This window comes from Glaciihabitans sp. UYNi722, from assembly GCF_040549465.1.
GTDB lineage: Bacteria > Actinomycetota > Actinomycetes > Actinomycetales > Microbacteriaceae > Lacisediminihabitans.
On the sequence record NZ_JBEPTL010000029.1, the window covers coordinates 20,773 to 42,900 of the forward strand.

Genomic DNA, 22,128 nt, shown 5'->3' on the forward strand with positions numbered 1-22,128 from the left:
CGACGTCGGCATCCGCACGCCGTCGGGCATCCGCACCCCGCCTGCACACGCGCGACGCCCTGGGCGCGCACCCGAGCTACGGGGCGTAATCCGGCGCCCCGGGAAGCCCGAAGAATTCCTCGAGGGTCGTGATTGCCTTGGCGTGCATCTCGGCCGCGAGTTCGACGCCGATGTAGCGAAAGTGCCACGGCTCGTAGATATATCCGGTCACCGCGGTCTTGTCGGCCGGGTAACGCAGCAGGTAGCCAAAACGCCAGGCATTCGCGGCAAGCCAGATGCCCTGCGGCGTCTGGCCGAAGCAGGCCTGGATGTCACATTTGCTCGGCGATGCGGCGATATCCGCGACCAGCCCCGTCTGGTGCTCACTGTAGCCGGGGCGTGCGCTCTGGGCGTCGGCTTTCGCCTCGCCGAGGCTCGCCACCAGCCGGTTGTGCGTGTTGACCTGCACCGTGTACGAGCGGTAGGAGTTCTGGATCTGCAGGGCGCCACCACCCTCGGCGGTCGATGCCGCGAACATCGCCTCGAGCGCCGTAGCCGCCTTGGGCCGCATGAGCGGCGCAGAGATGTGCGGCACTGGCGTGCTGACCAGATCCGACGGAACGTAGTTGTTCGGTTGCAGCGGTCGTACCTTATTGACGACGACCCAGATGCTCGTCGGGTCGTCGAGCGAGTGTGCCCCCTTGTCAAAGGTCGGGGTCGGCGTGGGGGTGGGGGTCGGTTCCGCCGACGCGGATGCGGATGGCTTCGGCGACTTCTCGGGCGCCGGGTCCGGTGCGCATGCGGCCAGGGAGACGACCAGCGCCACCGTGACAATGAGGGCGGAAGACCGGAGGATTCGGGGCGAATGCATACCTGCGATGTTATGACCGAAAGAAGTTGCAAAAATCCTTTCCCCGGGTGTAAATTTGCGCTCTACGCAAATTCCTCTGCCACTGTCGGACTGCGTTCTGCAGTGGCTATTCGTTTTTAACAGACAGCCCGCAGCACTACAGAACGAGGAACCATGTCACGCGCCGACACAGCAAACCGGGCCAAAGCCGTGCACGACTCTGGCGGGGTGATGACGCACCGCCAGATCCTGCTCGTGATCTACGGTCTCATGGCCGGAATGTTCCTCTCCGCCCTCGACCAGACCATCGTCGGTACCTCCATTCGTACGATCGCCGACGACCTGGATGGCCTCAGCCAGCAGGCATGGGTCACCACCGCGTACCTGATCGTCTCGACCATTGCGACGCCGATCTACGGCAAGCTCTCCGACATCTTCGGGCGGCGTCCGCTGTTCATCATCGCGATCAGTATCTTCCTCGCCGGATCACTCGCCTCGGTATTCTCGACCTCCATCCTCGAACTGGCCGGCTTCCGCGCCCTGCAGGGTCTCGGTGCCGGCGGCCTGATGGCGCTGCCGCTTGCGATCATGGGTGACATGCTCGCTCCGCGCGAGCGGGCCAAGTACCAGGGCTACTTCCTCGCGGTCTTCGGTATCTCGAGCGTCATCGGTCCACTCATCGGTGGACTGTTCGCGGGTGCGCCCTTCATCCTGTTCATCACCGGATGGCGCTGGGTCTTCCTCATCAACCTCCCGATCGGCATCATCGCCCTCGCCATGGTGCTCAGGTTCCTCCATCTGCCGACGCGAAGCGTCAATCGCGGTGTGCGCATCGACTGGTGGGGGGCGGCGACCGTGATCGTGGCCGTCGCACCGCTGCTGCTCGTTGCGGAGCAGGGTCGCGACTGGGGCTGGGACTCGGCCGGTGCAATCACCTGCTACATCGTCGGTGCCCTCGGAATCGCCGCATTCATCTTCGCGGAGCGCATGATGGGCGACGACGCGCTGATCCCGCTCAAGCTCTTCAAGAGTTCGACCTTCTCCATGGCCACCATCCTCGGTGTGCTCGTCGGGTTCGGTATGTTCGGTGCCATCTCCACCGTTCCGCTCTACCTGCAGATCGTCAAGGGATCGAACCCGACGGAGAGCGGATTCCAGCTGCTCCCGATGATCCTCGGCCTGATGATTTCGTCGATCGTGAGCGGCCAGCTCATCTCCCGTACCGGTCGCTACCGCATCTTCCCGATCCTCGGCACGGCATTCATGTCCCTCGGCTTCCTGCTTTTCACCACCATCAAGACGGACACCAACTATCTGGTGCTCGCGTCGGCGATGCTGCTCGTCGGGCTCGGCCTCGGACAGCTCATGCAGACCCTCACCATCGCCAGTCAGAACGCTGTCGGTGCGCGTGACATCGGTGTGGCGACATCCTCGTCCACCTTCTTCCGCCAGGTCGGTGGAACCCTCGGTGTCGCCGTCATCTTCTCGGTGGTCTTCAGCGTGGTCGGAGGCTTCATCAAGGCCAACTTCACCGACAAGAACGTGCTGCGCTCGGCGCTCAACGCGGCCCTCAACCCCTCGGTCTCCGGTGCCGCCGAGAACAAGGGCATCATGTCGAAGATCTACGGCCCGATTGTCGACAAGGTCACCGGCAACCTGCCGCCCGGTGTCGACCTATCCAACTCGGCGACCCGCAAGGGTGTCGTCGATTCGATCCTCGCCCAGAGCTCGGGAGGTGGATTCGGCGGGTCAGGCTCAGCGTCGACCTCGCTCGACTCCAACACCTCGTTCCTCACCGGCGCGAATCACGCCCTCGCCGCCCCATTCCTCAACGGGTTCTCCGAGGCCATGGTGCGCGGTTTCTGGGTGAGCCTGGGCGTCGTGCTCCTCGCGTTCATCCTGAGCTTCTTCCTCAAAGCGACGCCGCTCCGCCAGAAGTCGGCGCTGCAGGAGGTGGCGGATGCCGACGCGGCAATCCTCGCGACCAAGGCAGCACAGACTGTCGGCTCTCCCGCGGAGCCGTTCCTGTCCACGCAAGAGAACCCCGCCGTCGATCCGGACCGGAAGACAGACTCTTAGGCTCCGACTTGACGACAGGGCGGCCCACCGTATTCGGTGGGCCGCCCTGTCGTTAACGGCGAGCTTCGGCTATAGCGTCGCGAACCTCAGCAACGCAACGGCGATGGCAAGCAGAAGCAGCCCAACGTTCACCGGGATGGACGCGACCTCCTGGTGGACACGGCGCGTTTGTTCGATGGTCAACGAAGTTGTGAGCCGGTCTGAGATGCCGGAACCGTCGCTAGATCGGCCGTGTTGGGCAGATCCGCGCCCTGCCGTCCGACCGTGATTGCTGCGGCCCGGGCGCTCGTCGTGCCACGCTCACTCCAGCGGCGACGCCATCTATGGAGGCGTCCGCACACCTGGCGGAAGCGGATAAGGTCAAGGACGTCCATTGACCCATCCGGTTCGAGGCGGAAAGGCCGTTGTGAGCAAGCAATCAAAAGTCCAAGCCAAGCTTCAACGAGCCCTCGAAACCTCATCGATCTATCGAATCACTCGCCACATCGACGCCATGGATCGCATCGACGGGTTCATCGTCGGTCTCGGCAAGAAATGGGTACTGATCGCCCGAACCATGGACGGCGGCTATTCTGACGGTCTGATCGCAGTCCGAGTCCGTGACGTCTCGAAGCTCACGAAAGACCGGTCATTCGAAACGGAGTTCGCGATCACCCAGCCACAACCCACCCCCGCGGACCTGGCCACAATCGATCTGGATCGAACGGACCAAGTCATAGAGACGCTGTCATCCCTGGCTTCCATGGTCGCCGTCGAACGCGACCGAGTCCGCGCCGGTAGCATTTGGATAGGTGAATACGTGGGAAAAAACGGCAAATGGTTCGGACTCCTAGAGGTTCGCCCCAACGCATCCTGGCACCGGAAACCACTCGGTTACCGGCTCAGAGAAGTCACGTCGGTCAGTATCAACAGCCACTACCTCACGGCCCTCGCGGTAATCGCGCCCGAAGCGCCCGCGGGAACCGACTAAAGCAGATCTCTACTCCCCTACCAGCGCCTACGGCGCCTGGAAATGGGCGAACGCTCCGACACGGAGCTCCCAAACGCCTACCAAATATGGCTCAACGACCTCACACGCAGCAAACAGCAGAACCCGCTCAAAACGCCGCTTGACAGCCATAGGAGCATCCACTCCACGGGACGTGACCCTCAAGTGTCCGGAAAAATCAGGACAGGTCAGTTCCTAACGCTTCAAGAGGCTATGCCGTGAGGTCCCTGCCAAGCACTCCCAGAGCACTGATGATTTCGATGCCGACGATCTTGTCATCCTTATCAAAGTCGAAGACTACATAGCCAGGGATTCGGTCGTCCTCAACCATAAGATTGCCCCAAACTTTGCCGTCCGAAGGCTCCGTAAGAGTGAGATACATCGCATCCGCTTCATGATCCCACTCTCCTTGAACGATGAACTTTTGATTGTTTGGGTCCACTGCCGTCTCGTCATTTTCTTCGGTCATTTTCCTTTACTCCCTTTTCCGTTCCATCCGACTGAAACGATCCCCCCTCCGCGACCCGTGATTATCCATATCTTTCTACCGGTATATTTTGTCGTGCCGCCTCGCGAAGTTGCCTTCCTTCCCGTTTGTATTGCTTGATCGATCATGTCACCGCTGATCTGACGTTTAGTAGCTTTTTTTGCGCCGTGTGATGTGTTTCCTCTGGCCTGCAATATTTGGCCGCGTTGCTGGTGCCCGCTGTAAACGAACGTACTGCTCGTAGTACGTGATGGCAGAGTTGGGAGCCGGAATTCTGGAACGGCCTGATGTTGAGATATCAACCAAAGCGCCGAGACCGCCCATGCAACAAAGAAGAACGCAATTATGCCTTCGCCGACACAGGCATCTTCTAGACATTGCCCTGACAGGTCAGATCCGTTGATGGGGTCGTTGGGGTACACGTAGTCGTTCACGTTCCCACCCGTCCCGGGTTTCGTGCCGCTTTCTTTCTGGTGAAAGGATGCGTTTCATGCCTAAGAAGTTTCCTCCCGAGGTTCGCGATCGAGCCGTTCGGATGACCCTGGATCGCCTGTCGGAGTATCCGACGGTGTTCGCTGCCTGCAAGGCGTTGGCCCCGAAGTTGGATGTCGGTGTCGAGACGCTCCGAAGGTGGGTGGTGCAAGCCCAAATTGATGCCGGAGCGAAGGTCGGCCCGACCAGTGCGGAGCTGGAAGAAATCAAGAAGCTGAAGAGCGAGAACCGTGATCTTCGAGAAGCGAACGAAATATTGAAAGCGGCATCAATTTTCTTCGCGGGGGAGCTCGACCCTCGCCGCCGCTGATCGTCCAGTTCATTGATGAGATGAAAGCCTGCGGCCACCGGGTCGAGTCGACGTGTCACGTCCTGCATCAGCAGGGCGTGGCCGTCGCCCCACGGTCGTATCGGGCCTGGAGACGACGCGCCCCATCAGCGCGGACTATCGACGACGCTGCCCTGGTCGCGGTCTTGCGCGCCCTTCGGGGACGTGACGGGCGGGGCCGGCAACGTCCCGAGGTGTTGTATGGTCGGCGGAAGATGACAGCATGGCTGGCCAGGTCGGGATTCCCGGGCGTGTCCAAACACAGCGTCGACCGTCTCATGCGTGACGAGGGCATGAACGGACTCGTTCGTGGGCGGAAGACTGTCACCACGATCCCCGCCAAGAACGGTCTTCGTGCCGGCGACATGCTGAACCGGCAGTTCACCGCCCCGCGGCCGAACCACACCTGGGTGACCGATTTCACCTAATGGCCACCTGGGCAGGGTTCGTCTATGTCGCCTTCGCCATCGATTTATTCTCTCGAGCGATCGTAGGTTGGCAGGCCTCGATGGTCAAAGACACCAGCTTCGTGGAGGCGTGCCTGCGAATGGCGTTGTGGCGTCGCGACCACACCGGCCGTCCGATCGAGCCAGGAATGATTCATCACAGCGACGCTGCCCAGTACACATCCATCCGTTTCACTGAGACCGTTGCCCTCGAAGGCCTGACCGCATCGATCGGATCCGTCGGCGACGCATACGACAACGCAGCCGCCGAGACCGTCATGGGGCTGTTCAAGAACGAAGCAATTAGTAAGAGCTCGCCCTTCCGCACCGGACCGCTGAAAGGCCTGCCAGAGGTCGAGGAGATCGTCTTCGACTGGGTCAGCTGGTACAACAACGACCGGCTCCACAGCTTCCTCGGGAACATCCCACCCGAGGAATACGAGCGTAACTATTACGCTGATATAACCGGCCCGTCAGCCGACGAAGCCGCCAACAAAACAGCGGCATGAAACCCGGGACGGTTCAGCCACGTTGCCCCCGGCTACGGGGTCCACTTCGAGGAATCGTCCGAGACCTGGCACGTATTGTCTGGCGCCCATTTCGATGGTGGCGATGTCGGCGGCGTGTTGGTAGAGCTTCTGGTGGGAGCCTTCCCAGCCATAGCCCGCCACCGGTTGGGTGGTGTTGTTCGGGACACTGCTATCAGCGGTCGTCGTACCGATGCTGTTTGTTGTCGGATTGATCGGTTGCCCGAACGGGTCGTAACGGTTCACAGTCCCGGTGCGGGTGCCACCACCGGTGGAGGTGACGATCACATCGCCATGAATGTTGGGGTAAGACCACACCCAGGTCGCACCACCGGCCTGAATGGAGACGACCACTCCTCCCGGCAAGGCCAGGGTGTGCTCGAGTACCGAACCGGTCGGCGACAGCGTCCAATCCGGCGAATCACCACCACCCGAGAACGAGTACCGGACAGCGGTCGTGGTGCCACCGGCGGTGGTGGTCATCGACACGATCCGGTCGGTGACATCCCGCTGGTAGGTGATCGTCGCACCACCCGCCCCGGTTGTGATGCTGGACAGGTGGCGGTCGGACGCGTCATAGGTCATGGTCTGGTCGCCCAACACAGTGGTGTTGCCGTGCGCGTCGTAGGCGAGATTCGCACCGGAACTGCTGGTTCCGTCACCGAACGTCCACGCCCACGCGGTGATCGTGCCACCAGCATCAGTCGACGACGACGCATCCACCGTTGTTGCTGATCCGATGGTCGACGTGGTGAACCGGGCAGCGAACGGTGTCGAGGCTGCTGGTGCGGCAGACGGGCTGGCGACCAGATTAGTGAAACTAGCCGTGATCGGTGCTGTTGAGGCGGCAGATTCGTAAAGAGCCACGCCGATCGATTCGGCTGCCTGCAGACCCGCCGTGGAGTCGGTGGTACTGAGTTGCCAGGTTGCCGGTTCTGTTGCCGACGCCTGCCACAACGACGCCTGCACGGTCGTCGGCGACGTTCCCGTGACGCGAACGTGAAGCTTCAGCTTTGTGCCCGCGGTATAGACGAGACCGGGGATGGTCAGTTGCCGCAGAGTCGTACTGCCCTGTTCGAGGAGGAGGATCACGGCACCGGCCGAATTGATATACCCCTCCCCTGAATAGGCACTCGTGCCGATCTGGCGGCCGAGGACCTTCGTGTAGGAACTCGCCGTCGGCATACTGTCGAGCGAGAACCCGACGGTCACATCAGTGTCAGAGGTAGAGACCGAGCCGAGGGAAGCCGCGGACGTCTGGAACGGGGCTGCCGTGATCTTTCCAATCCCGGCAGCAACCGAGAACTGGGTGGCCGCAGGCGCGACCGCCCACGCACCACCGGTGGTGGCTGTTCCCCAACCGTTCGACACGGTACGAGCGAACGTGTCGGCACCGAACGCACCCGCCACCGCAACCTGGTGGTCGATGGTCGCGGTGGCTCCGAGGTTGTCGGTTGCGGTGAGAGTCACCGCGTAGGTTCCCGCGACCGCATACGTGTGCGAGGTCGACACCCCGGTTCCGGTCGTGCCATCGCCGAACGCCCACGCGTATCCGGCAACGGTTCCGTCAGGGTCGGACGATCCGGAGGCAGCGAAGGTGGCAGTGAGGTTACTTGCTGCGGACGTGAACACCGCGACCGGTCCACGATCGGCTGCGACGACAGTCACCGAATGACTCGTCTGCGCTGTCGCTCCGGTGGAGTCCGTCTCGGTCAAACCCACCGTGTACGTGCCAGGGGTTGAATAGGCGTGGGAAGTGATGCCACTCGTACTGGTGGAAATCGGGGTGGAGGCGAGCTGGTCACCGCCCGGGACAGGATTGGTCAGTGTCGTAGCAGTCAGCCTGTCGGCGTTGTCGTTGCAGAAAGAGGTGCTCGACGCAGCGGCTCCGTCCAGGCTGTCGCTGACACCAGTGCGGTTTCCGTCGGCACCCGCAGCGGTGTTCGTTCCGCAACCACCGGTGGACGCGTAGCCGTAAGTCAGCTGGTGGTGGGGGATCGCCGCCGACACCAGCCGACCCGCAGCATCATACGAATAGGTGGACGGGTAGCTTGTCGATCCGTCGGTGAGGGTGTCACGGAGGATCCGCCCCGACTGGGAACGGATCGCCGTGTCGACGATGTCGTTCTGCGTGCCAGAGAAGTCCCACCCGAGCGACTGTTGCCTACCTGCCGCGTCGTATCCGATGGTTCCGGAGACATTCGACCCAACACCAGTAGATCCGCCCGGGTAGGCGATCTGCACGGGCCTGCCGTTCACATAGATGACCGACGCCAGAGCCGCAGTCGGCGATTCCTTTGCAACACCGACGAGCCGGCCGTCCATGTCGTAGCTGAAGTAGTTCTTCTTTGTCGCCTGGCCCGCGGGAGTAGACGCTTGCACGGTCAGCTGGCCGAGGATGTTGTAGGTGTTCGTGGTGACGGTCGCCCACACATCCGTATAGGTCTTCGCCTGCCCTAACAAGTCACTGATCGTGGTGATCCGCCCGGAAGTCGGCGAACCAGTAACCCCGTCGTCTTGCGACCAGGTGGTCAGCGGATCGCCGATCGGGTTTCCGTTGACATCGTAGGTTCCGGTGCTGGAGTAGCTGACGGTTGCTGTGCGAGCTGTGCCACCGATCGCCGGCGTTGTCGTTTTGGTTGTGCGGCCGCGAGTGTCGTAGAACGTGCAGGTCCAGTCCGTGTCGCTGATGGATTTCTGCCCCACGAGGCGGCCGAAGATGTCGTAGATAGAGGTGGTGGCGATCGCCGCACCCGACGAGTTCGTCGGACCGGTGCTCGTCTTCAACATCCCGTACTGCGGTGTTGCAACCGGGAGCCCGCAGACCGGTGATGCGATGCTCAACGCCGCACCGTATGACTGGCTACCGCCGTAGTACGTGTTCGTCGAGGTGGTCGCTGCGCCAGCCGGTTTGGTCGACGTCAAGGGGCGCAGCCAAGCGGTGCCGGGAGTCTCGTAGCTGGAGCTGTCAGTGAGGTTGAGCCCGGCCGGGTCGACGCTCGAGGTCGCGGCCAAACCCAGCCACGGGCTGGTGCCGTAGTTGGTGGCGTTCGTCATCGACGGAACCTGCGCACTGCTGATACCGGCAACGCCACTGGGTGCGGAATCGTCGATGGTCGAACTGGTGCTCAGCCCGTAGTCGGGCTTCAGCGCGGTCCCGGGGATGACGCTGGCTGTGGCGCCGTTGAGTGACCACATCAGTTTGAGGTTCGCGCCTGCGGTGAGCTCGGAGTATTCGACCCGGATGCGTTGGGTGAGGTTGTCCCCGGCCGCGACAACGAAGGCTCCCCCGGTTGAGGGTGTCGGTGACGGTGTGGGGGGCCCAGGCGTCGAGGCGGAGGACGTCGTTGACCCAGACTCTGGCTCCGTCGTCGACAACGGTGCTGAGTTGGTAGGTGCCGGCGGACGGAAAAGTGAGGGTCCCGGTCATCCGCATGGACGCATTGTCGACGCCGACTCCAGGGCCGGGTGCGGCTGTTGCCCAGTTGGCGTTGGTGGAGCCGTCGGCGACGCCACTCAACCCCAGGGTGAACGCCTTCGGTGCACCACTCAGCGCGGCGTTGTCGTAGTAGGCAACGTTCAGGCCGGCGAGGTTCTGGGCGTAACTCGTTGCGCTGTGTGCTGGTGTGATCGCGCATGACGCCAGTGGCGTCCGGTCGGAGCCGAAGCAACTCACCGGAGCTGGCCCATAGGAGTCCGTTGGCCGGTCGCTTTGCGGGTTGTAGATGGTGGTCGATTGGAGACCGGTCGGATCTGTCGAGGACAGCAGTTGGTCTTTGTCTGACCAGGTGCGTGTGGAGACCAGCCCTGACGCAGATGTTCCGGAAATCTGCCGCAGTGCTCCGTCGTAGACGACTTTCGCTGCGTGACCGATCGGCGATGTCGTGATGTCGAGACCTGTGGTGTCGACATAGGTGGTGCGGTTGGCTGCGTCGTAGGTGTAGGTCTTCTGTGGCCGGTTCGCTGTCGTGACGCCGTCCGGCGCAGGCAGGGTCACTGATGTGGCCCGGTTTGAGCTGTCGTAGCCGATGGTGGTCGCGTTCGCGGCTGCGGGCACTCGTGTGTTGTCGGCGACTAGCCAGTCGTTGGCGAGCGAGTTGCGGATGAGGGTCATCTGGCCAGCGGAGTTGTAGGCGAAAGTGGAAGCTTCGGCTCCGGGGTCAAGGATCTGGGTGAGTTGCCCGTTCGTGTCGTAGAACAATTGCGTCGTGTCACCGGCACCGGCGACGTGGCCGGGGTAGATGATGCGGCACAGCTTCCCGGGCGGGGCTGCCACATAACCTGAAGGGATGCGGCAGGCACTTCCCACCGCGTTCACGTTTCCGGAATCGGTGTCCGCCGCCGTCAGTCCGCTGATCGATGCGGCAGTGTCGGTGGAGTAGGCGAAGACGACCTCGCGGCCGTAGTTACCGCCGGCGTCCTTGGAGTGCGGGTCGGAGACTTTGTCGATCTGCCCGGTTCCGGCCCTGTAGGAGACGACGGGTGTCGCTGGCTTCAGGGAGTCCGCCGCTGGCGTCACTGTCGCAACCCGACCACTTCCGTTGAAGGAGTAGACAGTGCCGCCATCGTCGGTGAAGGTGACCAGCCCTGCACTGTCGAGGCCGACGACACCGTACTCACCGGTCGGAGGCGTGTAGCCGCCGGTCGATGCTTTCGCGTAGGTGTGCACGGTTCCGGTGTCGTCGGTCAGAGCGACGGATCCTTCGGTGACCTGGGCGGACACGAATGTGCCGCCGCTGCCGTCGAGGTCGGTCGATGCCGACCAGCCGGCAGGCAGAACCTCGTAACTCGGGTTGAGCCAGGAGGAGGGGACGGGGAGCTGACCCCGTCCGCGCCCTTCGCCAACAGCTGCACCGAGGCCGGGCCGTTGATCTCGTAGTAGTCAAGTTCGATCGGAACCGGTGCTGCAGCGCTCGTGGCGGAAGCGGCCCAGTGGGTTCCGCCGGCGGTCCATTGATCGATCAGGGTGCTGCTGTTGACGAACAATTTCACGCCGTCGTCGTGCTGCACGCCAAACGTGTAGGGGCCGCCGGTCGTGGGGATGGAGACGAACCCGGTCCATTTGGCCAGGAAGTAGTCGGCCGGCACGGACGGGGCCGGACTATTTGCCGCCCAGGTGAATGCCACGTTCGGATCCACTCGGGTCAGTACCGGCGACCGGCCGGTGTAGTCGAACGTCGTGGTGGAGGTCTGCCCGGGGTTCAACGCGTTGAAATACGCGCCGGTGAGTCCGTGAATGAGAGTGGTGGCCTGCAGCGAGTTGTAGGCGAACGACAGCCCCATCGATCCACCGACCGTGGAAACGGAGGGAGAAGCGAAGCTGAGGTTCAGGTTCCCGTTCGCGAGGTTCACAGTCACCGGTCCTGCGGTGTCAGTGGGCGACGGGCCGGAAACGCCGATGCGCAGGTTTACCTTGAAATGGTTGACGGTTTGCGGGTCGATGTACTGGTCGACTCCGTCACTCGTCATGACCGCCAAGGTGTAAGCGCCGCCATCGTGCAGATAACCGCTCGGCGGCGACCACGACACGGGCCCGGTCGGCGGCGCCGTCAGCCACCCGGATGTGGTGATCGCTCCCGACTTGCCATCCGTACCCGTGGACAAACGGAACTGATATTGGACCGGTGTGTCACCGTCCGCGTCGACGACCGTCGGCGAAGTGAACGTCGGGGAAAGGTCACTGATGACTTCGCCGTCGTGCGGGAACACACTCGCGGCCGGCCGCGTGGGTGCCGGGTTGTTCGCCGTGAAATACCAAGCTGCATTGGTGGTGAGTCGCCGAGTGCTGACACCGTAGTAGCCGTCGTAGCCATCTTTGACCGAAATCCGGTAGTAGTAGCGCTGTCCGCCGACCATGTTGGACTGGGACGGCTGGGGAACCTGGAACGGTCCCGCACCGACCCAGTCGGAGGTGTAGGTGATCGCGGCGAAATCGGAGGTAGTGCTGAAGTCGTATTTGTGGGCAAGTCCCGTCGCGCCCGGGTCATAACCGGTCGCCTGGACGATCGGCATGAGCGGCGCACGTGCACCATTCACCGGAGTAGGACCGGTGACCCCCGTAACGGCAGGGAAATCCTTATAGGTGAGATACATGTCCGTGTTCATCGCCTTGAACGTGTAACTACCGCCCTCAGCCCCAGTAATCATGAGGTAGGCACCAACCCCACCGTTATTGACACACGCTGCCATATAGCTGGTCAGACGGTCATCGCTCGTGCTGGCGTCCGTATTGCAGACGGTCAGATCGGCCAACCTCGAGCCCACCCCGTTGTAACTGAACTGGGTGGCCGAATACACGCCACCTGCCGCACAACCCGCGGCCGCGGTCGTCGGATACACGTGCATGCTCGTTCCGATTACCTGTTTGCCGAACAGCTGCTCGTAGTTGTAATGCTGCACGGCACGCCAGTACCGGTTCGTGTTCGATTCGCGCGTATTGCCCACATACGCTTTTCCGGTGAACTTTTCCGGTGAACGTCGCCCCATCCGACTTATAGGAATGCACATCATTGGATGCCGGATTGACCGTCGGGTCGAGCACAACCGGGTAGACCCGATCAGGGTCGGTCAGCCACTTCCGCGATGGACTCAGCGTCAGTGTCCACTTCGACCCCGACTTCTTCACAATGTCGTACGCGATGTTCGCTAGCGCCGCCTGCTGCTCACCGTCTTTGCCCGAGGAATCCCACATCGCCGGCACCGGCATGGTGAACACCACCGCACCCGCACTGTCCTGAAATTCGAGGTCATCGAACTTATTCCGCACCGGAGTCAGCCCCGGCGCGTTCACCGTCCACACATAGGAGGACTGTGCGGCAGAGGGAACCTTCTTGAGTACGATCGACTCTTTGACCTCACCCGCAGTCACCTGATACCGAAGATCAGTGTTCGGCAACACCGACAGATAGGCTGCACGATCCCGGCCGAGCGGAAGAAGCGGCAGAGTCGACTGCTCCACGACCGATGCCTTCGCAGCATCCAAAGCGAACGACAGAGTATGGCCACCCCGGCTTGCGGTGAACAGCTCAGACGCGTCCGCTTTCGCCGCGAAATGCGGGGCAAGCGGGTTGTCTTTCACCTGCAAACCGCCAGACCCGTCATCACTCAAACTCGTCGAGGCCTCAACCCACTTCCCGGCCGATTTGACGTTCACCGCCGAGTTCGACAATGCCACCTGATGAAGACCGTTCGCGTCCGTGAAAGTCGTGGAAAACTCGTCACGACCGGTCACCGTCGCCGACGCCTGATCGAACGCCAGATCCTTTGATGGCTTCTTCACCTCGACCTTCGGCGGCGAGATCGTCGCCGAAGCCTTGTACGCCTTCGGATCGAAGTCACCCTTCGGAGCCTTCGGCGTCGGGAACACCAACGCCGGCGAGGTCACCACCGGCACGTTATCACGAGGAACAATCGGAGCCTTCTCCGCGGCATTCGCAACAGTAGGCGTCAACACCGTCGCCACCAAAACCACAGACGCCAGAACCGCAACCCACGACCGGCCAGAACCACGCAGAGCACTACCCACGACAACCAACTTCACCTAGAAGAAGCGCCTGAGCTGCCCGATGGTTCGCTCGCCTGAACGAACCTCACGATTGGTCAGTGACTGAAAGCTAGGGCATAGAAAACTCACAGCGCGACCTTAACCGCGAGAATTCACCGTGGCGCACCACCCCAGTTCGGGGGCCGTCAATCGTCAGGCGTGACGAACTCAACGTCGACGCCCGACTTCGCGAAGCGGGCGCGGATGACCGCCATCGACTCCTCGCTCTGGTCGACAAGCACGAAGCGGCGCCCGAGCGCGGCCGCAACGGCCCCGGTGGTGCCCGATCCGGCGAAGAAGTCGAGCACCCAGTCGCCCTCGCGGCTCGACGCCTGCACGATGCGGCGCAGGATGCCCTCCGGTTTCTGGGTGGGGTATCCGGTCTTCTCCTTGCCGGTGGGCGACACGATCGTGTGCCACCAGACATCGGTCGGGAGCTTGCCCTTAGCCACCTTCTCCGGGGTGACGAGGCCGGGAGCCATGTAGGGCTCACGATCGACCGCCGTCGAATCGAAGTGGTAGCCGTTCGGGTTCTTCACGTAGACCAGGATCGTGTCGTGCTTGGTCGGCCACCGGTTCTTCGACTTCGCGCCGTAGTCATACGCCCAGATGATCTCGTTAAGAAAGCTGGCACGCCCGAACAGGGCGTCGAGCAGCACCTTGGCGTAGTGCGCCTCGCGGTAGTCGAGGTGAAGGTAAAGGGTTCCGTCATCAGCCAGCAGGCGCCAGGCTTCGGCGAGACGCGGTTCGAGAAAGGACCAGTAGTCCTCGAAGTGGTCGTCGTAACTCATCAGGTCGCCGCGGATGCGCTCGTACTGCTGGCCCTTGAAACCCCTGACGGAGCCGGACGCCGAGCGCACACTGGTCGTCGACTGTCGCGTCTGGCTGCGCCCGGTGTTGAACGGCGGGTCGAGATAGACGATGGTGAATGCCCCGTCGGGCAGCCCTGCAACGACCTCGAGGTTGTCTCCCCTGATGACTCGGGAGGGCGAGTCGGGCGTCCAGAGTTCGGGCATTGGCCCATTCTCCCACTGTCGTTGCGGCACTCAGGTGTCACACGTAGGCTCGTGGGATGTCCAGCGCCGTGCAGCACCTTCCGGGCCAGAATCGCTACATCCTTGAGAAGGATGGCGAGCAGGTGGGCCTCACCGACTATTCACTGCACGGCAACGAGATCCACCTCACTCACACTGAGATCGACCCGCAACTCAGGGACGAAGGGCTGGCCTCGGAGATGGTGCAGGGAGTGCTCGACAGCATCCGCACGGACACGGCCTATCGCGTCGTCGCGGAGTGCCCCTACGTCGTGAAGTGGCTGGGAGAGCATCCCGAGTACCACGAACTCGAACAGCGCGGCTGACCCGTCACCGCTGACTACGTGGAGCGCTTGCCCGCCTGGGACAGGTCAATTTTTACCTGCCCCTTGTAGAGCCCCGCGCGCGCTGACTCTTCCACTCTCCCAGAACCCGTCGAAGGGTCACCGGCGAGCGGTGCGGGCGCGGGGAGGATCGTCTGGCGGTCCATTTCGATCGCGGCCTCATGGCGACTCGGCGCGAAGACCTCGTCGCCGATACCCATGATCCCCGAGCCGCTTCCCGAACTCTTCGGCTTGTCTTTGCCCGAAAGATCGATGAATTTGAAATGCTGGAGGAGAAGCCCGAGAACGATGATGCCGAGCACCACGCCCCCGAAGATCCACCAGTTCATCGTCCAAGGCTAAACGACGGTCGGCACAATCGCATCCGACCAGCGGATGAACTCATGGCACGCGGTAGAGCCATTCCTCTGTGCCGAACTTCTCGATGACAAGCTGCTGGGCCCTGGCCAGCTCCTCCGGAGTGACCTCGCTTGAGGTCGAGCCGTAGAGCCTCGTGAAGGTCTGCTCCATACGCTCGATGATCTCGGCTCGCGGTAACCCGGTCTGGCTGCGCAGCGGATCGACGCGCTTGTTGGCGCTCTTGGTGCCCTTGTCGCTCATCTTCTCGCGACCGATCCGCAGCACCTGCACCATCTTGTCGCCATCCATGTCGTAGCTCATGGTGACGTGGTGCAACACTGCGCCCGTGCCGAGACGCTTCTGCGCCGCCCCACCGATCTTGCCGGTGGGGCTCGTGATGTCGTTGAGAGGAACGTACGAGGCGTCGATGCCCAACGACTTCAGCGCGATGATCACCCACTCGTCGAGGAAGGCGTAAGAATCGGCGAAAGTCATGCCGTGCACGAGATCGGTCGGCGCGTAGATCGAATAGGTAATGACCGAACCGGCCTCCATGAACATGGCACCGCCGCCGCTCACCCGCCGCGTCACCTGGAAGCCGTATTTCGCGGCCTTCTCCATGTCGACCTCGTTCTTCACCGACTGGAAACTGCCGATCACCACGCCCGGCTCGTTCCACTCCCAGATGCGCAGCGTCGGTTTGCGGCGACCGGCACCGACCTCCTCGGAGAGCACCTGGTCAAGCGCCATCTGCAGCACCGGCGGATAGGCGGCCCCGTGGATGAGCTGCCAGTCGTAGTCGGTCCAGGTGGTGGCCCGCGCGAGCGAGCGGCGGATGGCGACCGCGACGGCATCCGGCGAGAAGCCGAGCAGCAGGGCATCCCCGGGAAGGGCACCCTGGATCGCGAAGGAGATCGTGGACGCATCGCTGTCTTCTGGTAGCCCGTTGACCGCGCCGTTGATGAGGCCGAGGGCGCTGTCGGGCTCGAGAAAGAAGTCGCCGGCCAGTTGGAAGTTGGCGATGCGGCCGTCGATCACGTCGAGGTCGACAACCACGAGCTTTCCGCCAGGAACCTTGTATTCGCCGTGCATGGGTAGTGCCTCTCCGGTCAGTGGCTTTAAGCCTAGTTCGCTGGGACGGGCCAGCTCCCGCGCTCGGTATTCTCGCCCGGGATGCGTTCGCCATGACCGTGCGACCGAAGACGGGCGCGCAGTCGCACCGCGTTGTCGTCGAGGTGGCGCGGGTTGGCATTGCGGTCGATTCCTGTCGGGTGGAATTCGAAAGGCGACCATGACGGCCAGAGGTGGATGTGCAGGTGCGGCACCATATATCCCTCCACCATGAGACCCACCCGGTCAGACTCCCACTCCTCGCGTTGGGCGAGGCCGATGAGTCTGGCGACCCGCATCAGGTGTTCCATGGTGCCCGCGTCGACGTCCAGCCACCGGTCCACCTCCTCGCGAGGAACAACGAGTGTATGGCCGGGGCCGCGCGGCTCGATGGTGAGGAAGGCGACGCAGGTGTCATCCGTCCAGACGAAGCGGGCAGGAGACTCCCCGTTGATGATGCGGGTAAAGATGGAGGTCATCGAGCCTCAGGCGGCCAATCGCGAGGTCAACCAGGCGATCGTGTCAGCCATGACCTCGTCGCGATTGGTCTCGTTGAAGACCTCGTGGCGCGCGCCCGTGTAGACGATGAGTTCGACATCAGTGAGGCGTGAGCGCGTGAGGTAGGCCTCGGCCAGCAGCTCCACGCTGTGCTCGCCACCCAGGGTGTCTTCGCTGCCGATCTGGATCAGTACCGGGATGTCGTGCGCGATCCGTTTCGACGGACGACCGAGCAGGCGCAGGTTCTCCACCACTCCGAACAGTTTGAGGGAGCTCGCCGTGAAGGTCAGCGGATCGTCGAGGAACGCCTGGCCGACGCTGTGGTCGCGGCTCAGCCACTCGAACCCGGTGGTGCCGAGATGCCTGTGCTTCTTGGCCAGGTCGCCGCCATTCATGTGCAGGAGCGTTCGGTACGCGGTCCCGGTGAGTACGAGCGCGTCGTACTCCTCAGCGTGAGCATTGATGATGGCCTGTGCGAACAGCGAACCCCAGCTGTGTCCGAGCAGTGCGAGCGGCAGTTCCGGATTCTCCGCGCGGATGATGCCCGTCAGTTCGTGTACCGACTCGATGGTCGAGCGGATGCCGCCCGTCCCGAGCTTGCCGAGCTGCGAGTGGTCGCCGCCCCACTGTTCGAGCCCGGTCAGGCCATGCCCGCGGTGATCATCGGCGTAGACGGTGAACCCGGCCCCGACCAGCTGCTGGGCGAGTTGCTCGTACCGCGCCGCGTACTCGCCGAGCCCGTGGGCGAGCTGCACCACACCGATCGGGCTGCCGACCTGCCACACGGAGAAATGGATGGTGACGCCATCGGAATCGACAAAGGTGCGCTCCTGCCGCGCGGCCGTGAACTGGACCATCCGGCCTCCTCGCCCTCTGCTCGTCTGCTCGTCTGCTCGTCTGCTCGTCTGCTCAGTGTATTGGGACCTTGGCGCAGGAGCGCGAGCGATTCGGCGCGACGACCCGGCTGCCGCCCAGCGAGGTCGAAAGTCGCCAAGTGGCCCCTGTGCTCGGCCAGCAGGGGCCATTTGGCGACTCTCGTGAAACGGGAGGCGCGCGAAGGGCGCGCGGCGGGGGCGGACGTGCGGCGGGAGCAGCGGGAGCAGCGGGAGCGGCACGGCCGACGGCTCGGCCGACCGCGCGTGAGCGGCGCGGCCAGGGGCGCATGGGACGGGCGCGCCGGCGGTCACCTTTAGTTAGCAAAGCTAATTTGCTATGCTAACTAATTGTGCCCCACGACGATCAGGAACTGCGCCTCGCCATCCAGCGTCTCTCCCGTCGCATCCGCTCGATGCAGGCGGACGAAGAGGTGACAGAAGGGCAGCGCTCGGTGCTCTTCGCCCTCGCCAACAGCGGTGCGCAGACCCTCGGAGCCCTGAGCGAACACGAGCGGGTCACACCTCCCAGCATGAACCGCACCATCAACGCGCTGGTGGCTCTCGGCCTCGTCACGCGCACCACCGCGGACGACGACGCCCGCAAAGTGAAACTCGACCTGTCGGATGCCGGACGCACTTTCATCACGGAGACCCGTCGCCGCCGCGACGCCTGGTTCACCAAACGCCTCGCCGCGCTCACGCCGGAACAGCGTCGCGTGCTGGACGAGGTTGCCCCGATTCTCAGGGAGATCGCCGACCAGTGAGTGCCATGTTCCGCTCGCTCACCGGATACAACTATCGGGTCTGGGCCGCAGGCGCCCTGGTCTCGAACGTCGGTACCTGGATGCAGCGCACGGCACAGGACTGGGTGGTACTGACCCAGCTCACCGATCACGACGCCGCGGCCGTCGGTTTCGTGATGGCGCTGCAGTTCGGTCCGCAACTGTTGCTGCTACCGCTCAGCGGACTGGTCGCCGACCGTTTCGACCAGCGCAAGGTGCTGATGACCACGCAGGCGGTGATGGGCATCCTCGGGCTCGCGCTCGGCATCCTCACCGTCACTCAGGTCGTTCAACTCTGGCACGTCTACGTCTTCGCCCTGCTGCTCGGCTGCACCGCGGCCTTCGACGCACCCGCGCGGCAGACCTTCGTCTCCCAGCTCGTCGGTGGCGTGAACCTGTCCAATGCGGTGTCGCTCAACTCGGCGTCCTTCAGCGCGGCACGCATGATCGGGCCGGCCGTCGCCGGACTGCTCACTGCCGCCGTCGGGGCCGGCTGGGTGTTCCTGATCAATGCGGCATCCTTCGCGGCGGTGCTGATCTCGCTGAAGTTCCTGCGGGTGAACGAGCTGCAGCGCACCGCCAAAGCCGGCCGAAAACGTGGCAACCTGATCGAGGGATTCCGCTACGTGCGATCGAGACCAGACATCATGGTCATCCTCGTAATGGTCTTCCTCATCGGCACCTTCGGCCTCAACTTTCCGATCTTCATCTCCACGATGTCGACGGTGGTGTTCCATCAGGGCGCCGCGGAGTTCGGCGTGCTCTCCTCGGTGATGGCGGTGGGGTCGATCGTCGGCGCTCTGCTCTCGGCGCGACGGGAGAGACCGCGAATGCGATTCCTGTTCATCGCGACGGCCGTATTCGGCATCGGCTGCACCGTTGCCGCTCTCATGCCCACCTTCTGGGGCTTCGGCGCCGCGCTCGCTGTCGTGGGGCTGGCCTCCCAGACCATGATGACCACCGCGAACGGCACCGTGCAGCTCTCCACCCCCGCGCCGGTGCGCGGACGGGTCATGGCGATCTTCATGGCAATCTTCATGGGCGGAACCCCGATCGGTGCCCCCATCGTCGGCTGGGTCGCCAACGAGTTCGGACCCCGCTGGGCCCTCGGCGTCGGTGCAGCCGCTGGCATCCTGGCGGCACTCGTCGGCCTCTATTGGCTGGTGCGCTACCGAAGCCTGCGCCTGCACTACGCCGACCGCCGCTTCTCCTTCAGCCTGGATGGTCCGATGCGTGCGGCCGAAGAGATCGTGACCGAGGAGGTCACGAGCCAGAAGGGCTAGCTGCGGCGCACCCGACGCTCGCGCCGTCAGTTGGCAGTAAACGTGGTCTGGCTGCCCTTAGACCACCGAATGTGACAACTGGTAGTCGCCCAAGCGCAGCTGCCGCGACCCGCTCAACGCCCGCCCTCGAGTTTGCGATTGCGCTGCTGCACGCCTCCCGTGCCGTAGGGGTAGTCGTCGGGCTGCGGCGCACTGGCATCCGTGAGTTTCTGGATCTCGTCGGCGGACAGTTCCAGGTCCACCGCGCCGAGGTTGTCGGTCAGCTGCTCCACGGTGCGCGCGCCGAGAATCACCGCGGTGACGGCCGGCTGCGCCCCCAGCCAGGCAAGCGCCACCTGCGATGAACTGGCGCCGTGGGCATCCGCTATCGACTTCACGGCATCGATGATCGCCCAGGTCTGCTCTTGGGCGTTGCGCTTCTCCCAGGCCTCCATGCCGCGCTGCGGATTCTCCCCGAGGCGCGTGGCACCGGTCGGCGCCTGATCGCGCAGGTACTTGCCGCTGAGCCAGCCTCCGCCGAGCGGTGACCATGGCAGCAGCCCGATCTTCGCATCCAGGGCGGCCGGAACGACCTCATGCTCGATGTCGCGCACCAGCAGGCTGTACTGCGGCTGCAGGGTGACCGGGGCCGCCCAGCCATGCGCCTTCGCCACGTGCACGGCCTTGGTCAGCTGCCAGCCGAGATAGTTGGAGAAACCGTAGTAACCGATCTTGCCCCGGGTGACGGCGTCGTTGAGAAAGCCGAGCGTCTCCTCGATCGGGGTGAGGGCGTCCCAGGCGTGCATCTGGTAGAGGTCGATCTGCTCCACGCCGAGACGACCGAGGGATGCATCGAGCGCACGCGCGAGATGCCTGCGGGTGAGTCCCAGATCGTTGGGGCCCTCCCCCATCGGGAAGCGCGCCTTGGTGGCGATGACCACCTGTTCGCGCTCCGTCGGATGTTCGCCGAGCCAGTTGCCGATGATCTGCTCCGAGATGCCGGAACTGTAGACGTCCGCGGTGTCAACGAATGTTCCGCCGGCTTCGAGGAAGGTGTCGAGGATGAGGTGTGACGTGGCTTCGTCGGCCTCCGCGCCGAAGGTCATGGTGCCGAGTGCCTGGGCTGAGACGACTGTTCCGCTGTTTCCGAGTGTGCGATATTCCATACCTCGAAGGTAACCCTGTCCGAGCGCGCGCTCCAGGTGATGGAGCGTACTCACACCCTGGCGATCAGGCTGATGGCACCTCCGAGCGGATGAACTCCTCGATCCCGGCGATGATGCGCTCCAGCCCGAAGTCGAGGTTCTGCTCCGTGTCGTCCTCCAGGGCACCGGAGGCCATCACCCTCGAGAGCACGGGAAAGGTATTCGGATCGAGCAGCGGAGCCAGCCATGTGCCCGCATCACGCGATTCACCGACCGATGCCTTTGCGATCTCACGAACGAGATAGGCGACGTTCCTGGCGTGGCCGTCGATAAGCAGTGCCGCATCCAGCATCTGCTGCAGGCCAAGCCCGGTGTCGGCCAGGGGTGTGAGCAGGTACTCGAGCCAGAGAGCGCGGTTAGGCGTCGACGGCAACCCGACGATCGGGGCATCGAGCAGCCACGGATGCGCCCCATATCGCCGCGACATCCCCGATGCCCATGCGGTTAGACCCGCCCTGAGACCTTCAGAGCTTCGCAATTTTGTAGGAGGCTCACCGAGCGCCTCGTCGACCATCAGGATGACCAGCTCGTCCTTCGACTCGATGTGCCGGTAGGTCGCCATGGTTCCCGCGTTGAGGCGCTGGGCCAGCTTCCGGATCGATAGCCCGGCGAGCCCTTCTTCGTCGGCGAGCTCAATGCCGGCCTGCACGATCCTGCCCGTGCTGAGTCCGCGATCGGATGCGCCGCGGGCTGTCCCGGCCAGTCCCCAGGCGGTGGTGGCCCACCCAGGGCGGGCGGCATTCGATGCTTCGACGATGTCGGAATCTCCTTGGCGTGTTGACAGGAATTTATCAGATGGGTACGGTGTACGCAATAGCGCGTACGGCGTACGCATGGCGATTCAATCGCCCGTCATTGAGGAGAAGCACGTGAACAAACGGTTGGTGGCGACGGTCATTCTGATGGTCGCTCTCGTTATGGATCTGATGGATTCGACTATCACTAACGTGGCCCTGCCCG

The 22,128-nt window shown here is 63.3% G+C and carries 18 protein-coding genes and 1 pseudogene; 6 read left to right on the top strand and 13 right to left on the bottom strand.

From position 1 onward, the window contains the following. Nucleotides 1-76 precede the first annotated feature (76 nt). Complete coding sequence (locus ABIB56_RS16465; RefSeq protein WP_354570307.1) at nucleotides 77-850, bottom strand: M15 family metallopeptidase; 774 nt, start codon at nucleotides 848-850, stop codon at nucleotides 77-79. 153 nt (nucleotides 851-1,003) lie between these two features. Between ABIB56_RS16465 and ABIB56_RS16470 the strand changes: the two genes are divergently transcribed. Together ABIB56_RS16470 and ABIB56_RS16475 are read left to right on the top strand one after the other, a co-directional pair. Continuing rightward, complete coding sequence (locus ABIB56_RS16470; protein ID WP_354570308.1) at nucleotides 1,004-2,908, top strand: MDR family MFS transporter; 1,905 nt, start codon at nucleotides 1,004-1,006, stop codon at nucleotides 2,906-2,908. Nucleotides 2,909-3,314: 406 nt separating this feature from the next. Next, the gene (locus ABIB56_RS16475) at nucleotides 3,315-3,878 is read left to right on the top strand and encodes a hypothetical protein (RefSeq protein WP_354570309.1); all 564 of its coding nucleotides are present in this window, start codon (nucleotides 3,315-3,317) and stop codon (nucleotides 3,876-3,878) included. 229 nt (nucleotides 3,879-4,107) lie between these two features. Here ABIB56_RS16475 and ABIB56_RS16480 read toward each other — a convergent pair whose 3' ends face one another. Beyond that, nucleotides 4,108-4,365, bottom strand: coding sequence for a DUF2283 domain-containing protein (locus ABIB56_RS16480; RefSeq protein WP_354570310.1), 258 nt, complete (start codon nucleotides 4,363-4,365; stop codon nucleotides 4,108-4,110). Between the two features lie 508 nt (nucleotides 4,366-4,873). Between ABIB56_RS16480 and ABIB56_RS16485 the strand changes: the two are divergent. Continuing rightward, nucleotides 4,874-6,158 (top strand): annotated as a pseudogene (locus ABIB56_RS16485) (IS3 family transposase). On the opposite strand, the gene ABIB56_RS16490 reads toward ABIB56_RS16485, so the two are convergent. The 5 genes from ABIB56_RS16490 to ABIB56_RS16510 all read right to left on the bottom strand — a co-directional run bounded on the left by ABIB56_RS16490 (nucleotide 6,123) and on the right by ABIB56_RS16510 (nucleotide 14,735). Further along, nucleotides 6,123-9,233 carry a PKD domain-containing protein gene (locus ABIB56_RS16490; RefSeq protein ID WP_354570324.1) on the bottom strand — a complete coding sequence of 1,037 codons (3,111 nt, stop codon included), beginning with the start codon at nucleotides 9,231-9,233 and terminating at the stop codon, nucleotides 6,123-6,125. The pseudogene ABIB56_RS16485 and the gene ABIB56_RS16490 sit on opposite strands and share 36 nt — an antisense overlap. Further along, entirely contained in the window at nucleotides 9,145-10,899 is a 1,755-nt protein-coding gene (locus ABIB56_RS16495) for a PA14 domain-containing protein (protein ID WP_354570311.1), read from the bottom strand. The genes ABIB56_RS16490 and ABIB56_RS16495 overlap by 89 nt, the downstream gene beginning before the upstream one ends. Further along, a complete protein-coding gene (locus ABIB56_RS16500; RefSeq protein ID WP_354570312.1) occupies nucleotides 10,863-12,428 on the bottom strand; it encodes a PA14 domain-containing protein in 1,566 nt (521 codons plus the stop codon). The genes ABIB56_RS16495 and ABIB56_RS16500 overlap by 37 nt, the downstream gene beginning before the upstream one ends. Continuing rightward, nucleotides 12,382-13,626 carry a hypothetical protein gene (locus ABIB56_RS16505; RefSeq protein ID WP_354570313.1) on the bottom strand — a complete coding sequence of 415 codons (1,245 nt, stop codon included), beginning with the start codon at nucleotides 13,624-13,626 and terminating at the stop codon, nucleotides 12,382-12,384. Before ABIB56_RS16505 ends, ABIB56_RS16500 begins: the two co-directional genes overlap by 47 nt. Nucleotides 13,627-13,865: 239 nt before the next feature. Further along, nucleotides 13,866-14,735: a DNA-methyltransferase gene (locus tag ABIB56_RS16510; RefSeq protein WP_354570314.1), complete on the bottom strand. Its 870-nt coding sequence runs from the start codon at nucleotides 14,733-14,735 to the stop codon at nucleotides 13,866-13,868. A 56-nt stretch (nucleotides 14,736-14,791) separates the two neighbouring features. On the opposite strand from ABIB56_RS16510, the gene ABIB56_RS16515 reads away from it, so the two are divergent. Continuing rightward, entirely contained in the window at nucleotides 14,792-15,079 is a 288-nt protein-coding gene (locus ABIB56_RS16515; protein ID WP_354570315.1) for a GNAT family N-acetyltransferase, read from the top strand. A 14-nt stretch (nucleotides 15,080-15,093) separates the two neighbouring features. Here ABIB56_RS16515 and ABIB56_RS16520 read toward each other — a convergent pair whose 3' ends face one another. From ABIB56_RS16520 to ABIB56_RS16535, 4 genes are read right to left on the bottom strand one after another with little or no spacing between them, the layout of a single operon-like run. Beyond that, nucleotides 15,094-15,426, bottom strand: coding sequence for a hypothetical protein (locus tag ABIB56_RS16520; protein ID WP_354570316.1), 333 nt, complete (start codon nucleotides 15,424-15,426; stop codon nucleotides 15,094-15,096). 52 nt (nucleotides 15,427-15,478) lie between these two features. After that, complete coding sequence (gene lplAB / locus ABIB56_RS16525; RefSeq protein ID WP_354570317.1) at nucleotides 15,479-16,528, bottom strand: lipoate-protein ligase LplAB; 1,050 nt, start codon at nucleotides 16,526-16,528, stop codon at nucleotides 15,479-15,481. Nucleotides 16,529-16,560: 32 nt separating this feature from the next. Next, nucleotides 16,561-17,025: an HIT family protein gene (locus tag ABIB56_RS16530; RefSeq protein ID WP_354570318.1), complete on the bottom strand. Its 465-nt coding sequence runs from the start codon at nucleotides 17,023-17,025 to the stop codon at nucleotides 16,561-16,563. A gap of 6 nt (nucleotides 17,026-17,031) precedes the next feature. Further along, nucleotides 17,032-17,901, bottom strand: a complete 870-nt coding sequence (locus ABIB56_RS16535) for an alpha/beta hydrolase (protein ID WP_354570319.1) — start codon at nucleotides 17,899-17,901, stop codon at nucleotides 17,032-17,034. A 368-nt stretch (nucleotides 17,902-18,269) separates the two neighbouring features. Here ABIB56_RS16535 and ABIB56_RS16540 point away from each other — a divergent pair, with 368 nt between their 5' ends. Both ABIB56_RS16540 and ABIB56_RS16545 read left to right on the top strand, forming a co-directional pair. Beyond that, a complete protein-coding gene (locus ABIB56_RS16540) occupies nucleotides 18,270-18,683 on the top strand; it encodes a MarR family winged helix-turn-helix transcriptional regulator (protein ID WP_354570320.1) in 414 nt (137 codons plus the stop codon). Nucleotides 18,684-18,688: 5 nt separating this feature from the next. After that, on the top strand, nucleotides 18,689-19,984 hold the full coding sequence (locus ABIB56_RS16545) for an MFS transporter (RefSeq protein ID WP_502917620.1): 1,296 nt from the start codon (nucleotides 18,689-18,691) through the stop codon (nucleotides 19,982-19,984). Between the two features lie 113 nt (nucleotides 19,985-20,097). Here ABIB56_RS16545 and ABIB56_RS16550 read toward each other — a convergent pair whose 3' ends face one another. Both ABIB56_RS16550 and ABIB56_RS16555 read right to left on the bottom strand, forming a co-directional pair. Continuing rightward, nucleotides 20,098-21,129, bottom strand: a complete 1,032-nt coding sequence (locus ABIB56_RS16550) for an aldo/keto reductase (RefSeq protein ID WP_354570322.1) — start codon at nucleotides 21,127-21,129, stop codon at nucleotides 20,098-20,100. Nucleotides 21,130-21,193: 64 nt separating this feature from the next. Next, nucleotides 21,194-22,003 carry a TetR/AcrR family transcriptional regulator gene (locus ABIB56_RS16555; RefSeq protein ID WP_354570323.1) on the bottom strand — a complete coding sequence of 270 codons (810 nt, stop codon included), beginning with the start codon at nucleotides 22,001-22,003 and terminating at the stop codon, nucleotides 21,194-21,196. Between the last annotated feature and the right edge of the window lie 125 nt (nucleotides 22,004-22,128).

What these genes read in the sequence shown, in the direction of transcription:
- ABIB56_RS16465 (WP_354570307.1), bottom strand. Translation starts at nt 850, where the DNA reads ATGCATTCGCCCCGAATCCTCCGGTCTTCCGCCCTCATTGTCACGGTG.
- ABIB56_RS16470 (WP_354570308.1), top strand. Translation starts at nt 1,004, where the DNA reads ATGTCACGCGCCGACACAGCAAACCGGGCCAAAGCCGTGCACGACTCT.
- ABIB56_RS16480 (WP_354570310.1), bottom strand. Translation starts at nt 4,365, where the DNA reads ATGACCGAAGAAAATGACGAGACGGCAGTGGACCCAAACAATCAAAAG.
- ABIB56_RS16490 (WP_354570324.1), bottom strand. Translation starts at nt 9,233, where the DNA reads ATGACGAACGCCACCAACTACGGCACCAGCCCGTGGCTGGGTTTGGCC.
- ABIB56_RS16510 (WP_354570314.1), bottom strand. Translation starts at nt 14,735, where the DNA reads ATGCCCGAACTCTGGACGCCCGACTCGCCCTCCCGAGTCATCAGGGGA.
- ABIB56_RS16515 (WP_354570315.1), top strand. Translation starts at nt 14,792, where the DNA reads ATGTCCAGCGCCGTGCAGCACCTTCCGGGCCAGAATCGCTACATCCTT.
- ABIB56_RS16520 (WP_354570316.1), bottom strand. Translation starts at nt 15,426, where the DNA reads ATGAACTGGTGGATCTTCGGGGGCGTGGTGCTCGGCATCATCGTTCTC.
- lplAB (WP_354570317.1), bottom strand. Translation starts at nt 16,528, where the DNA reads ATGCACGGCGAATACAAGGTTCCTGGCGGAAAGCTCGTGGTTGTCGAC.
- ABIB56_RS16530 (WP_354570318.1), bottom strand. Translation starts at nt 17,025, where the DNA reads ATGACCTCCATCTTTACCCGCATCATCAACGGGGAGTCTCCTGCCCGC.
- ABIB56_RS16535 (WP_354570319.1), bottom strand. Translation starts at nt 17,901, where the DNA reads ATGGTCCAGTTCACGGCCGCGCGGCAGGAGCGCACCTTTGTCGATTCC.
- ABIB56_RS16545 (WP_502917620.1), top strand. Translation starts at nt 18,689, where the DNA reads ATGTTCCGCTCGCTCACCGGATACAACTATCGGGTCTGGGCCGCAGGC.
- ABIB56_RS16550 (WP_354570322.1), bottom strand. Translation starts at nt 21,129, where the DNA reads ATGGAATATCGCACACTCGGAAACAGCGGAACAGTCGTCTCAGCCCAG.
- ABIB56_RS16555 (WP_354570323.1), bottom strand. Translation starts at nt 22,003, where the DNA reads ATGCGTACGCCGTACGCGCTATTGCGTACACCGTACCCATCTGATAAA.